The following is a 13,814-nucleotide window of genomic DNA, read 5'->3' as shown; positions in this document are numbered from 1 at the left end:
TCTGCAAAGGGATGAGGTAAAGCGGGCCGGTGCTCGTGGTAATAGCAGGGCTGGCCTTGCGACACCATTCTATAGGCTGTTTAATACCAATTAGTACAGCTTCGCACTGATCAGTTTTGGTCTGAATCCAGCCTTATCAAGTGTATCCAGAATCTTTTTCTTATGATCTGTTCCGAATGCTTCCATTGTGATACGAAGCTCTACTGCTGCGTTTCTGTTTGTGCTTACAAACTGGTTATGCTCCAGCTTAATGATGTTACCCTGTACGTCTGCGACTGTCTGCGCCACACGTGCGAGTTCACCCGGCTTATCCGGAAGGAGTACGGATACGGAGAAGATACGGTCTCTCTGGATCAATCCGTGCTGGACGATCGAGGACATTGTGATAACATCCATATTTCCACCACTTAATACACAGACTACTTTCTTTCCTTTGATGTCCATCTGCTTTAATGCAGCTACGGAAAGAAGTCCTGAATTTTCTACGATCATCTTATGATTCTCTACCATATCAAGGAATGCACCGATCAATTCATCATCTTCTACAAGAAGTACTTCATCTACATTTTCTTTCACATATGGGAGGATCTTATCTCCAACTTCTTTTACAGCTGTTCCGTCTGCGATGGTATTTGCAGAAGGAAGTTCTACCGGCTCTCCTGCTTTCAGAGCGGCTGTCATACTGGCTGCCTCTGACGGCTCTACACCAACTACTTTGATCTTTGGATTCAGCATCTTGGCAAGTGTGGAAACACCTGTGATCAGTCCGCCTCCACCGATTGGTGCAAGGATATAATCTACAGTCGGGAGTTCCTGAACGATCTCCATTGCGATTGTTCCCTGACCTGTAGCAACATCAAGGTCATTAAACGGATGAACGAATGTATATCCGTTCTCTTCTGCAAGTTTACATGCATATGCGTAAGCATCATCATAAACATCACCATGAAGTACTACGTCTGCTCCAAAGCTTTTTGTGCGGTTTACTTTGATCAGCGGTGTAACTGTAGGCATAACAATCGTAGCTTTGCATCCAAACTGTTTTGCTGCAAATGCAACGCCCTGTGCATGATTTCCTGCTGATGCTGTGATCAGTCCACGGCTTCTTTCTTCGTCTGTCAGTGTGCTGATCTTGTAATATGCACCACGGATCTTATAAGCTCCTGTGTGCTGCATATTTTCCGGTTTTAAATAAACCTTTGCTCCTGTCTGTGCACTTAAGTATTCACTGTAAATGAGTTTTGTAGGATTTGTTACCTTTTTTACCAGTTCGCTAGCTTCTTCAAATTTCTCTAATGTCATCATGGTCTTTCTTCCTCTCTGTAAAACAACGCGTTTACGAACTCCTCTGAGTCAAATTTCTGCAAGTCATCAATTGTTTCTCCTACACCGATATATTTTACCGGGATACCAAGTTCAGACTGGATTGCTACTGCAATTCCTCCTTTGGCTGTTCCATCCATCTTTGTCAGAACAATTCCTGTTATATCTGTTACTTCATTGAATTCCTTTGCCTGGGCAAGTGCATTCTGTCCTGTCGTTGCATCCAGCACAACCAGCGTCTCACGAAACGCATCCGGGTACTCTCTGTCAATCACACGATTGATCTTCTTAAGCTCTTCCATCAGGTTCTTCTTATTGTGAAGTCTTCCTGCTGTATCGCACAGAAGTACATCTGCCCTTCTCGCTTTCGCAGCAGCAACCGCATCATATACAACTGATGCCGGATCTGCGCCTTCCTGACCGCCGATCATCTCAACACCGGCACGGTTGGACCATTCTCTTAACTGCTCTCCTGCAGCCGCACGGAATGTGTCCGCTGCCGCAAGGATCACTTTCTTATTCTGTGCTTTCAGCTTTCCTGCAAGTTTACCAATCGTTGTTGTTTTGCCAACACCATTTACTCCGATCACGAAAACCACACTCTGACGATTTTCAAATTCGTATGCTGTCTCTCCGACATCCATCTGTTCACGAATACTGTCGATCACAAGCTGTCTACATTCAATCGGTTCCTTGATATGTTGCTCTTTTACTTTAACCTTTAAATCTTCAATGATGTCCATTGTTGCTCTGACACCAAGATCTCCCATGATCAGAGTTTCTTCCAGTTCTTCATAAAAGTCATCATCAATCTTTGAAAATCCATGGAAAATACTGTCCATACCGGACACAATATTATCTCTTGTCTTTGTCAGACCGGATACAAGTCGTTTAAAAAATCCCTTTTTTTCTTCTCCCATTTTCAGCCTCCTGTTCTCTTAATACCCTGTTTACAATAAAAACAGGTTTATTTTTCCAGATCATCTTCCAACAGATCCACAGAAACAAGTGTAGATACTCCTTTTTCCTGCATGGTAATTCCATACAACCGGTCTGCTGCTGCCATTGTACCACGTCTGTGGGTAATGACAATGAACTGTGTATATTTTGTCAGCTTATGTAAATATTTCGCATAACGATCTACATTGTTGTCATCCAGTGCCGCTTCAATCTCATCAAGGAGACAGAACGGAGATGGCTTCAGATTCTGGATTGCAAATAGTAATGCAATTGCAGTCAGCGCCTTCTCTCCACCTGAAAGCTGCATCATATTCTGCAGTTTCTTTCCTGGCGGCTGTGCGATGATGCGTATTCCTGCCTCAAGAATATCCACATCCTCCTGTAATTCTAATGATCCCTTTCCGCCTCCAAAAAGCTGACGGAATACATCATTGAACTCTGTCGCAATTCTTGCAAACTGTTCTGTAAACTGCTTGCGCATCGCCATATCCAATTCTTCGATAATCTGTTCAAGAGATGCTTCTGCCTCTACAAGATCATCATGCTGACCTTTTAAGAATGTATAACGCTCAGATACATTTTTGTAATCCTCAATTGCATTGACATTGACCGAACCAAGCTTTCGGATCTCATTCTTAAGCTCCTGGATTTTTTTCTTCATCAATGCCAGATCTGTCAGTGTCTCATTACGAAGTTCTTTCGCGTGATTGTAAGTGAGTTCATACTCTTCCCACATATAATTCATCTGCTTCTCTGACGCTTCCTCATAGCCTTCTTTCTGGCTGTTCAGACGGAAACATTCTTTATCAAGATCTGACACATGCTTTGCAAGTTCTTCTCTCTGTCGTAAGAAATCTCTGTGCTTCTGATTCAGTTCTTCGCGTTTTTTACTCTGTACTTTAATCTCTTCACCAATCTCTGTAAAAAGTTCTTTTGAATCTTCAATCGTTTTCCTGAGTCCTTCGATTTCATTTTCTTTTTGCAGAATTTCCTCAGATACATCTCCTCGATTTTCGGCAAGTTCTTCCTGCTCTTTTTCATATCTGGTGATTTCCTCATCTATACGGGAAATATTTTCTACAATAAAGGTTTTCTGCTGATCCAGGCCTGCCAGTGAGAGATGGACTTCCTCAGACTGTTTCATCTGGACAGCCTCATCCTCTCTTTCTTTCTCCAACTGCATCTGCAAAGCTTCAATCTGTTCGTTCAGTTCTTTTTCCAACTTCTCTGATGTCTCAAGTTCCATCTGGATAGAATCTTCATTCTCATTGATTTCATCCAGCTCCTGAAGCAATGCTTTCTGTTCTTTCAGAAATCCTTCGTAACGCTGTTTCGATTCTAACTGTTCTCTCTGTACCTGTGCAACATTCATTCGTGCAGTATTCTCCAGCACTGATTCTTCTCTTAAATGTTCCTGTACTTCATCAATCACATTGTAGCATGCTGCACGACGGTTCTTCGCCTCTGTAACTTCTTTTTCCAGCACATCCATGTCAGCCTTGAGCATATCAACCGTCTTTTCGAATTCTTCGATTTCGCGGCGTCTGCTCAGCAGATTACTTGAATTCTTAAATGCACCACCTGTCATGGATCCGCCCGGATTGATCAGGTCACCTTCCAGTGTGACCAGACGCAGAGACTGGCGGTATTTTCTCGCAATTGCGATTCCGTGATCGATGTGGTCTACTACGATCGTACGCCCAAGCAGCTGATCTGCCAGTCCGTCAAATCTTGATTCCACATGGATCAATGTATTCGCAAGTCCGATCACTCCCGGTTCTTTGAGTGCGTCCGGATTCCTGATTCCTCCGCCACCATGCATACTTGTCAGCGGAAGAAATGTTGCCCTTCCGAATTTATTACGCTTAAGGAAATCAATCATACGCTTGGCTGTATCTTCATTATCTGTAACAATATTCTGAATACTTCCTCCAAGTGCTGTCTCAATAGCGATCTCATATTCCTTATCGACCTTAATGATATCCGCTACAACACCAATCAGACCTTTCTCACGTTCTTTATTCGACATTACCTTTCGGATACTGTTACCATATCCGTCATAGCGCTCTGTAATATTCTTTAATGACTCCAGACGGGAAGACTCTCTGTGATAAGCGGTCTGTCCGATCCGTAACTTTTCCTGCTTCTCTTTCAGCTCATTCTGAAGCTTGCCAAGTTCCTGTTCGTTCAGGGAAATCTTATCCTTATAGGTTTGAATGCGCTCACGGATCTGACCAAGTTCTTCTTCATACTTCTTAAGTCTGTTGTTCTGTCCTTCTGCTACCGTCGAAATCTCAAGAATATTTCTGGAAACGACAGCCTTCCGTGTCTGAATCTGTTCTTTCGTCGTATCAAAATGCTGAATCTTAGCTTTTGTTGAAGCACGATTTCCAAGCAGATCCATGATCTCCTGCTTCTTCTGCTCAATTTCAGTACTGTGTTCTGCAATCTTTGACTGAATCTCAATTAAACTCTGCTGTGCTTCCGTATCCTGTCCACTGGCTGATTCTAACTGTTCTGAAATTCTTTTCTTCTCTTCTTCAAGCTCTCTTTTCTGCTGCTGCCTTGTATCTATCTCACTGACGATCGTACTCAGGCGATGATCATAATGCTCATCACTCATACGGGCTGTATTAATCTGCTCTTTCAGGACATTGATCTGGCCTTCCAGCTGTTGCTTTAAAAGATTCGTCTCATTCATCTGGTTCTTCGCAGTTTCAATTGCAAGATCAATCTGATCTACTTCTTCCTCGATTGCCTCGTATTCTGCTTTCATCTTCTCATAACGGGCATTTGATTCCTGCATCTCCTGAGAAGCAATCTCATATTTCCCACCGACTTCACGAATACGCTCCTGCAGCCGCTCTTCCTCCAGCAAAAACATATTAATGTCATATGTTTTTAATTCTTCTTTCATCTTCAGATAGATTCTGGCTGTCTCTGACTGTCTTTCCAAGGGACCGATCTGTTTCTCAAGCTCTGCAAGAATATCATTCACACGGGTAAGATTCTGCCGTTCATCCTCCAGCTTTTTCAAAGAAAGGGACTTTCTTCTCTTATATTTTACAATTCCGGCGGCCTCATCAAAAAGTTCTCTTCTCTCTTCCGGCTTACCGCTTAAGATCTTATCAATCTGTCCCTGACCGATAATCGAATAGCCTTCTTTACCGATACCTGTATCATAGAACATCTCATTGATATCTTTCAGTCTGCAGGCTGAACCATTGATCAGATACTCACTCTCTCCGGATCTGTACAATTTACGTGTAACAGTGACTTCTTCGTACTCTACCGGAAGTTTATGATCTGAATTATCCAATGTGATTGCAACCGAAGCATAACTAAGCGGCTTCCGGTTCTCGGTTCCCGAGAAAATCACATCCTGCATGGTGCCTCCACGCAGCTGCTTCACTCTCTGCTCTCCAAGAACCCAGCGGACGGCGTCAGCGACATTACTCTTACCACTTCCATTCGGTCCTACAATACCTGTAATTCCGTTATGAAATTCAAATTTAATCTTATTGGCAAAAGATTTGAATCCCTGCACTTCTATACTCTTTAAATACATAAAGTCCTCTTTACTTTTTCTTTCTGAGATTCAGAATTGCCTCATAAGCTGCCTGCTGTTCTGCTGACTTCTTCGAGCTTCCTTTTCCACGTCCCCAGGCTTTTCCCCCGATTCTTGCTTCCACTTCAAAAATCTTATTATGATCCGGTCCCTGTTCATCAATCAGTTCATAACTTACATTCCCCGTCATATTCGCCTGCACGATCTCCTGTAAGATCGTTTTACTATCATAAAAGAGTTTTTTATCCTCTAAATCTGTCAAAATAAAATGATGGATAAACTCTTTTGCATTAGTAAAACCACCGTCGAGATAGATAGCACCGATTAATGCTTCCATCGCATCAGATGTGATAGAATCTCTTTTTCTTCCACCGGTCGCCTCTTCTCCTTTTCCAAGAAGCAAGTAATCTCCAAGTCCGATATCTCTTGCACACATTGCCAGAGACGGTTCACATACCATACTTGCACGTGTCTTTGTCAGTTCTCCCTCAGATACCTTTGGAAATTCATTAAATAAATAAGCACTTGATACCAATTCCAATACTGCATCTCCAAGGAACTCCAGGCGTTCATTACACTCATATTTCTTCAAATGTTTCTCATTTGTATAAGAACTATGCATCAATGCACGTTCGATCAGGCTTTTGTCTTTAAACACATATCCGATCTTTTGTTCCAGTTCTTTTACTCTGTCCATTTAAATGGCCTCCTTCGTGTTAATAAACGAAAAAGCCCAAACGGGCTTTTTCATCTCACTATCTGATTATTCATTAGCCTTCTTTTTCTGGATCTGATCAACAGCATCCTGCACTGTTGTGATCTTCTCTGCCTCTTCGTTATCGATCTCGATGTCAAAATCTTCTTCAATTCCCATAATGATCTGGAAAATATCCAGAGAGTCAGCTCCAAGATCATCTACGAATGTAGTATCCGGTGTGATTGTCTCCGGTGAAACATTAAGTACGTCCGCAATAATTGCCTGCAGTTTTTCAAATTCTGTCATTGTAAAACTCCTCCTGTCTTATTCGACTTCTTTCTCTTCTTTCTTTTCTTCCAGGGTCTCCTGTTGAATTGCCTCTTTTATCTTCTCATTGATCTTCTGCTCCTTAAATGCAACACACTGAATGATTGAGTTGCATACCTCCTTTGACTTTGAACTTCCATGTGTCTTTACTACAAGTCCGTTCAGGCCAAGAAGCGGTGCGCCGCCATACTCACTTGTATCAAAATCTTTCAGTACGCCCTTTAAAGCAGGTTTCACAAGCAGTGCCCCTATCTTACTACGCAAAGAAGAAAGCATTCCTTTCTTCACTTTCTTAAGCAGTGCTCCTGCAACACCCTCATAAAGCTTCAGAATAATATTACCTGCAAATGCTTCACAGACAATGACATCTGCTGCTCCGTAAGGAATATCTCGTGCCTCAACACTTCCAATGAAATTAATGTCAGGACATTCTTTTAACAGTGGGAATGTCTCTTTCACCAGCGCATTTCCCTTCTCTTCTTCAGCACCGATATTCACGATACCAACTGTCGGATTCTTCTTTCCCATAACGCTTTCCATATAAATGGATCCCATCTTTGCAAACTGTACCAGGTGAGATGGGCGTGCGTCTACATTAGCTCCACAATCGATCAAAAGTGAAACACCTTTTAATGTAGGAATCAGTGGTGCAAGCGGTGGTCTTTCAACACCTTTGATCCTGCCTACAAGAACCTGTCCTCCAACAAGAACAGCTCCTGAACTTCCTGCAGATACAAAAGCATCTGCTTCCCCTTTCTTCACCATCTTCATCGCAACAACAATGGATGAATCTTTCTTACCACGGATTGCTTTCACCGGAGGTTCTGCCGTCTCAATAACCTCTGTAGCATTCACAATCTCAATCTGCTCCTCAGGATACGTATAAGCGGAGAGTTCCTTGCGAATCACATCTTCCTTACCTGTCAGCAGTACCTTGATATCTTTTCTCTTCCGCACTGCCTCTACGGCACCTTTTACCATCTCTCTTGGTGCATTGTCTCCACCCATGGCATCAAGAGCAACCCTTGTAATCTCTGACATATCATTTCCTCCTTGCGCTACTGAAATTATTCTACTGGATATCAGTATAAAAATCAATAAAAAAAGGCGTAAAACACAAAGTTTTTACGCCTTCAAGTGTTCTGTTCGCAGTACACTCAATATCTTATTGATCATTAGTCAACTGAAACGATCTCGCGCTTGTTGTAAGATCCACACGCCTTACATACACGGTGTGGCATCATAAGCTCGCCGCACTTGCTGCATTTCACCAGATTCGGTGCGCTCATCTTCCAGTTAGCTCTTCTTTTATCTCTTCTTGCTTTTGAAGATTTATTCTTTGGACAGATTGACATAGGTTACACCTCCTTAAAATTCTTAAATAAGTCACGGACAACTGACATTCTCGGATCAAGCCCTGTATCTTCACAGTTACAAGACCCCGTATTTAAATTCTGACTGCATACATTGCATAATCCCTTGCAGTCTTCCCTGCAAAGTACTTTCGTCGGCCAGCTCGACAAAATCTCATGAAAGAGCAGTTTGTCCACGTCAAGATGATATCCGTCAATAAAGTTTGATTCATCCAGCTCCTCTGTCAGTTCTGCGTCGGAGAGGCCTACGTCCACATGTTTCACACAATTCAGTTCAAACTCCCGTTTCACATCCTCCAGACAACGGTCACATGGAATCATGACACTCAATCTGGTCTCAGCTGTGATGAGCAGTTCTTTTCCCCTTATATGCTCTACTTTAACATGAACCGGCTCCTTGCTGATAATGGGGTAGGTTCCGGATTGTAACCGGATCTCTTCCATCTCCAGCCGCACAGTTTCTTCAACCGTCTTATGCTGGTCTGACAAAACGTCTGATAGGTTAATCAACATAATGTATTTCTCCTATTCATACCTAAACTATTATATCATGGAAAAAATGTTTGTCAACAGATATTTATAATTTCTATTAAAAATATTATGAAGAGCAAAATGTATTGGATACATTTTTGTTTCTTCTATGCGCAAAAGCAGGACTGAACTGCTCTCTTGGCACCTCAGTCCTGCGCTCATATACGATATAATCTTTATAGATCACTATCGTATACACTTTCTCAAATTAAGATTTCTTCAATTATTTTACAAGCGCTAATGTCTCACGGGCGATTGCAAGCTCTTCGTTTGTAGGAATAACAAATACTTTAACCTTTGATCCTTCTTTTGTAAGCTCAGCTTCTTTTCCTCTGAGTCCTGCATTCGCTTCTGAATCGAAGTCTACTCCAAGGTATCCAAGGTATTTACATACTTCTTCCCTTACATAATCATCGTTCTCACCGATACCAGCTGTAAATACGATGTCATCTACACCATTCATAGCTGCAGCGTAAGATCCGATGTATTTTGCTACTCTGTATGAGAATACATCCATAGCGATCTTAGCTTTCTTATCTCCGGCATTCATAGCGTCTGTCAGGTCACGGAAGTCACTTGAAAGTCCGCCTGAAATTCCAAATACACCAGACTTTTTGTTCAGTACTTCCATAACACCTTCAATGTCAAGGTTCTCTTTCTTAGCAATGAACTCCATGATTGCAGGATCGATATCACCTGAACGTGTTCCCATTACAAGTCCTTCAAGTGGAGTAAGTCCCATAGAAGTATCTACACATTTTCCGTTAAGAACAGCACTTACACTGGATCCATTTCCGAGGTGGCATACAATTGTCTTTACTTCATCGTAAGATTTTCCCATTACTTCTGCTGCTCTCTTAGATACGAAGCTGTGGCTTGTTCCGTGGAAACCGTAACGTCTTACTTTGTATTTCTCATAGTACTCATATGGAAGTCCATACATATAAGCCTTCTCCGGCATTGTCTGATGGAAAGCTGTATCAAATACTGCAACCATAGGTGTTCCTGGCATCAGTTTCTCACATGCTGCAACACCGATCAAGTTTGCCGGGTTATGAAGCGGTGCAAGATCATTACACTCTTCTACTGCTTTTTTTACTTCGTCTGTGATTACTACAGATGAAGCAAACTTCTCTCCACCATGTACGAGACGGTGTCCAACTGCTCCGATCTCATCAAGGCTCTTAACAACTCCTGTCTTCTCATTTGTCAGAGCATCAATTACAAACTGAATTGCTTCTGTATGAGTTGGCATAGCCAGATCAGATTTCTCTTTCTCTCCGCCAGCCGGCTGATATGTCAGACGTCCGTCGATTCCAATTCTCTCACAAAGTCCTTTTGCAAGTACATTCTCTGTCTCAGCGTTGATCAGCTGGAATTTCAGAGATGAGCTTCCGCAGTTGATTACTAATACGTTCATTTTCTTTTTTCCTCCTGAAAAAACCTTATTATTATTATCCGAGGGCAGCTCACACTACCCTCTTTGTTTCTTTTGATTACCCGTAACTATTTTAAAAAATCTGTAAACAATTACAATTATTCAGCCTGTGCCTGTACAGCTGTGATAGCTACAACGCCTACGATATCTTCAGCGCTGCATCCACGGGAAAGGTCGTTAACCGGAGCGGCGATTCCCTGTGTCAGAGGACCGTAAGCTTCTGCTTTAGCAAGTCTCTGAACAAGTTTGTATCCAATATTACCAGCATCAAGGTCTGGGAATACAAGTACGTTAGCATGTCCTGCAACCTTGCTTCCCGGTGCTTTAGATTCCCCGACGGATGGAACGATAGCTGCATCAAGCTGAAGTTCTCCGTCAAGAGCAAGCTCTGGTGCGAGTTCCTGAGCGATCTTTGTTGCCTCAACAACTTTATCTACATCTGCATGCTTAGCACTTCCCTTTGTTGAGTGAGAAAGCATAGCAACAACTGGCTCTTTCTCAACAAGCAGTTTGAAAGAATCTGCGGATGAAATAGCGATGTTCGCAAGTTTCTCCGGATCTGGATTCTGCTCAAGTCCTGCATCAGCAAAGATAAATGTTCCGTTTGCTCCCATGTCGCAGTTCGGTACTACCATAAGGAAGAATGCGGATACGAGCTTTGTTCCCGGTTTTGTCTTCAGGATCTGAAGGCATGGACGAAGTGTATCTGCTGTAGAGTGGCATGCTCCGGATACCATTCCGTCTGCATCACCCATCTTAACCATCATTACACCATAGTATAAGTAGTTACTAAGAAGCAGTTCTTTTGCCTGCTCAGGAGTCATTCCCTTTTTCTGTCTTAACTCAACAAGTTTTGCAATATATCCTTCTGTTCTTGCATCTGTTGCAGGATCTACGATTGTTGCACCGGAGATGTCGTATGTACCTTTGTTCTTCTCAATCTCCTCTTTGCTTCCTACAAGCACCAGATCAGCGAGTCCTTCTTTCAGTACTGTCTCTGCTGCTTTGTAAGTTCTTTCGTCCTCTGTCTCCGGAAGAACGATTGTCTTTTTGCAAGCTTTCGCTCTTGCTTTGATTTCATCAATAAATCCCATGATTTAATGCCACCTTTCTTTTTATCTCACTTAGTCCTATTATAACTCAATCGTTTTTTGTATACAAGTCATTTTATGTGCATTTTCAAATACAATCCGAACTTTGTAATAGGATATTTGTGAGATTGTTACAATTTTATCAAACATTGTTTTTTTCCAAGAACATTACGAGCCAGAACAGTCACCTCTCACGACAACTGTTCTGGCTCTTATTAAAATTTACACCTTCAAAACCCCTTGCTTATATTCATTCTGAAACGCCGTCTTAAACTTATCCGTCACCACTGAGGTATACAGATTTGAAGCAAGCATATCATGTCTGAGCATTTTCTGACCAAGTTCCGGAAGATCGTCAATTTCAGACATTTTCGTCAAAACCGGAAGACTGCTTTCCTTTGACATAGCTGTCAAAAGCTTTGCATTGTCTTTTCGAAAACCAAGCAGACGTGCATACATATGATAGCCATTGTCAATATATTCTTCCACATTTGCCTTTTTCGTTCCAAGCATAATATGAAGCAATGCCCGGTTAACTCGGGTCTGCGTAAGTTCTCGTGTTTTTAACAAATCACAGAACTGTTTATAATTAAAAAAGTTGTTTAACTGATTCGCAATTCTGGATGCAATCTCCGGAGAGACATCCACATATCGAACCAGACTTTCTGGCTGTTTATTTAATAGTTTATATTTCAAAATCAGAGAAAAATCATTCTGTGAAATCGGATACTGTACTTTATGATAATCCTTCAAAAGTTCCAGACAACATTTTGGAACCTGGTTTTCCAACTCTGACAGTATTCCCGAAAACGAAAGCTCATCGTAATTTCCTTCTACTGGTTCTGTATTGAAAGATGAACTTGAATAAGCAAGCAGTGAACGAATTGCCGTAGCGGAACTGTAATCACTGTCCAGTTCTTCATCATGATACTGTGCACCACGCCTTGCAATCGTATAAGGTTCCATCCTGCTTCCAAGTTTTTTGATTGCTTTCAAATATTCAATCCCCAAAATATTGTTCGGATTTCTTAAAATCTCTGCAAACCGAGGATCTTCTGTATAAGAAAGAATTGCTTCCTGTCTGGCGCGTGGAAAAGACATCCCTTGTTTCAGATAATCTTTCAACAGAATCTGGTAGGCTTCAGGTTCTTCAAGAAGTAGTTCTGCAAGCTGTTCCAAGATTGGGAGATCATTACATTCACTGCCAAAACAGATAGAATCAACAATTCCAAGAGACTCTAAAAGAGATACGGATCCAAGTGCAAAAAGCTCCGCAGATCCCGTCGCATAACAGACCGGAAGTTCAAAGACAGCTCCAGCACCACACATCAGTGCCATCTCTGCACGTATCCTTTTAGGCATGATTGCAGGTGTTCCCCGCTGCACATAGTCACCACTCATAACAACAACGGCTGCATCTGCACCGGTTACACGCAAAGATTCTTTAATATGATAAAGATGTCCATTGTGAAATGGATTATATTCTGTAATAAGACCAACTATTTTCATAATATTCTCCTAAAAAAGCAGAGTACTGCTCACACCACGTGTGAACAGTACCACCTCTCACCAATACAGATTATGTAACTGTTCAGAGCCAACTTCCAAAATGCTACGCATTTCGTCACAGTTACCAGTTTACAATCTCTTCATGCAAGTAATCGCCAGTGCCCCCGGACCAATATGGCAGGCCACACTCAATGACAATGATCCTTCCATAATCTCATATCCCGGAAATCTTTCTTCGATCTCTGCTTTCCACTCCTGTGCTTCTTCTTTACTGCATGTGTAAGCCATGCCAAGAACCATCTGATCCTTAACATCGGCAAAGCGTCCATTCAGATCTTTCTCTATTGCATTGAGCATTGTCTTCTTCGCTGTTTTCCAGCCTCTTGCTTTAGAAAATGCATCCAGCTTTTCTCCCTGGATCTGAAGAACAGGCTTTAAGTTCAGCACCGTTCCGATTGCCGCCGCTGCCGGTGTGATTCTTCCACCTTTTTTCAGGTATTTTAAAGTATCCACCGTAATATAAATACTTGCCTGAAGTTTTTCTTTCTCCAGTATTTCTTTGATCTCTGCTGCACTCTTTCCTTCTTCACGCAGATTCATTGCATCCAGAACAGACTGCTCCTGTGTAACTGAAATTCTCTGATTATCAACCACCTGAACACGTCCGTCATATTCAGCTGCAAGAGTAATAGCTGTTGCACATGTGCTGCTCAAACCACTGGACATCGGAATACATACAAGCTCATCATATTCTTCCAGAACTTTATCCCAGAGATCCATGACCTCTCCCGGGGATGGCTGTGATGTTGAAATATCAGAATCTGCTCCGAGCTTTTCATAAAACTCACTCTGGGAAAGTGTGATATCCTCCAGATAAAGTTCTCCATCAATAAAAAATGGCATCGGAAGGACAAAAATCCCAAGTTCTTTTCCACGTTCCTGTGTTATACCGCTATTACTATCCGTTACAATTGCAACTTTACTCATCAAATTTCTC

The 13,814-nt window shown here is 42.0% G+C and carries 12 protein-coding genes; all 12 read right to left on the bottom strand.

From position 1 onward, the window contains the following. Positions 1-90 precede the first annotated feature (90 nt). Positions 91-1,305 (bottom strand): threonine ammonia-lyase, encoded by a 1,215-nt coding sequence (ilvA, locus tag ACZ47Z_RS06345; RefSeq protein WP_054751043.1) that lies wholly within the window; start codon positions 1,303-1,305, stop codon positions 91-93. Beyond that, entirely contained in the window at positions 1,302-2,243 is a 942-nt protein-coding gene (ftsY, locus tag ACZ47Z_RS06340) for a signal recognition particle-docking protein FtsY (protein ID WP_054751042.1), read from the bottom strand. Before ftsY ends, ilvA begins: the two co-directional genes overlap by 4 nt. A 47-nt stretch (positions 2,244-2,290) precedes the next feature. Then, entirely contained in the window at positions 2,291-5,851 is a 3,561-nt protein-coding gene (gene smc / locus ACZ47Z_RS06335; protein WP_464525975.1) for a chromosome segregation protein SMC, read from the bottom strand. 10 nt (positions 5,852-5,861) lie between these two features. Beyond that, positions 5,862-6,548 carry a ribonuclease III gene (gene rnc, locus ACZ47Z_RS06330; RefSeq protein ID WP_020436721.1) on the bottom strand — a complete coding sequence of 229 codons (687 nt, stop codon included), beginning with the start codon at positions 6,546-6,548 and terminating at the stop codon, positions 5,862-5,864. A 66-nt stretch (positions 6,549-6,614) separates the two neighbouring features. After that, positions 6,615-6,854 (bottom strand): acyl carrier protein, encoded by a 240-nt coding sequence (acpP, locus tag ACZ47Z_RS06325; RefSeq protein WP_015528927.1) that lies wholly within the window; start codon positions 6,852-6,854, stop codon positions 6,615-6,617. 18 nt (positions 6,855-6,872) lie between these two features. After that, the gene (gene plsX / locus ACZ47Z_RS06320; protein WP_015528926.1) at positions 6,873-7,916 is read right to left on the bottom strand and encodes a phosphate acyltransferase PlsX; all 1,044 of its coding nucleotides are present in this window, start codon (positions 7,914-7,916) and stop codon (positions 6,873-6,875) included. 134 nt (positions 7,917-8,050) lie between these two features. Then, a complete protein-coding gene (gene rpmF, locus ACZ47Z_RS06315; protein WP_015528925.1) occupies positions 8,051-8,230 on the bottom strand; it encodes a 50S ribosomal protein L32 in 180 nt (59 codons plus the stop codon). Between the two features lie 3 nt (positions 8,231-8,233). Continuing rightward, on the bottom strand, positions 8,234-8,761 hold the full coding sequence (locus ACZ47Z_RS06310; RefSeq protein ID WP_464525974.1) for a YceD family protein: 528 nt from the start codon (positions 8,759-8,761) through the stop codon (positions 8,234-8,236). A 241-nt stretch (positions 8,762-9,002) separates the two neighbouring features. Next, a complete protein-coding gene (locus tag ACZ47Z_RS06305; protein ID WP_054751039.1) occupies positions 9,003-10,199 on the bottom strand; it encodes an acetate kinase in 1,197 nt (398 codons plus the stop codon). 116 nt (positions 10,200-10,315) lie between these two features. Further along, the gene (gene pta, locus ACZ47Z_RS06300; protein WP_015528922.1) at positions 10,316-11,311 is read right to left on the bottom strand and encodes a phosphate acetyltransferase; all 996 of its coding nucleotides are present in this window, start codon (positions 11,309-11,311) and stop codon (positions 10,316-10,318) included. Positions 11,312-11,530: 219 nt separating this feature from the next. Continuing rightward, complete coding sequence (locus ACZ47Z_RS06295; RefSeq protein ID WP_055144484.1) at positions 11,531-12,817, bottom strand: nucleotidyltransferase; 1,287 nt, start codon at positions 12,815-12,817, stop codon at positions 11,531-11,533. A gap of 129 nt (positions 12,818-12,946) precedes the next feature. Further along, positions 12,947-13,804, bottom strand: coding sequence for a DegV family protein (locus tag ACZ47Z_RS06290; RefSeq protein WP_117568122.1), 858 nt, complete (start codon positions 13,802-13,804; stop codon positions 12,947-12,949). Positions 13,805-13,814 lie beyond the last annotated feature (10 nt).

The sequence above is a fragment of the Mediterraneibacter faecis genome, assembly GCF_055383675.1.
Note: the sequence above shows the minus strand (reverse complement) of the source record. Positions and strands in the feature narration are given on the sequence as shown.

Excerpts from the sequence above, each read along its gene's own strand:
- ftsY (WP_054751042.1), bottom strand. The coding sequence starts at position 2,243 with ATGGGAGAAGAAAAAAAGGGATTTTTTAAACGACTTGTATCCGGTCTG.
- ilvA (WP_054751043.1), bottom strand. The coding sequence starts at position 1,305 with ATGATGACATTAGAGAAATTTGAAGAAGCTAGCGAACTGGTAAAAAAG.
- rnc (WP_020436721.1), bottom strand. The coding sequence starts at position 6,548 with ATGGACAGAGTAAAAGAACTGGAACAAAAGATCGGATATGTGTTTAAA.
- acpP (WP_015528927.1), bottom strand. The coding sequence starts at position 6,854 with ATGACAGAATTTGAAAAACTGCAGGCAATTATTGCGGACGTACTTAAT.
- plsX (WP_015528926.1), bottom strand. The coding sequence starts at position 7,916 with ATGTCAGAGATTACAAGGGTTGCTCTTGATGCCATGGGTGGAGACAAT.
- rpmF (WP_015528925.1), bottom strand. The coding sequence starts at position 8,230 with ATGTCAATCTGTCCAAAGAATAAATCTTCAAAAGCAAGAAGAGATAAA.
- ACZ47Z_RS06290 (WP_117568122.1), bottom strand. The coding sequence starts at position 13,804 with ATGAGTAAAGTTGCAATTGTAACGGATAGTAATAGCGGTATAACACAG.
- ACZ47Z_RS06295 (WP_055144484.1), bottom strand. The coding sequence starts at position 12,817 with ATGAAAATAGTTGGTCTTATTACAGAATATAATCCATTTCACAATGGA.
- ACZ47Z_RS06310 (WP_464525974.1), bottom strand. The coding sequence starts at position 8,761 with ATGTTGATTAACCTATCAGACGTTTTGTCAGACCAGCATAAGACGGTT.
- pta (WP_015528922.1), bottom strand. The coding sequence starts at position 11,311 with ATGGGATTTATTGATGAAATCAAAGCAAGAGCGAAAGCTTGCAAAAAG.
- ACZ47Z_RS06305 (WP_054751039.1), bottom strand. The coding sequence starts at position 10,199 with ATGAACGTATTAGTAATCAACTGCGGAAGCTCATCTCTGAAATTCCAG.
- smc (WP_464525975.1), bottom strand. The coding sequence starts at position 5,851 with ATGTATTTAAAGAGTATAGAAGTGCAGGGATTCAAATCTTTTGCCAAT.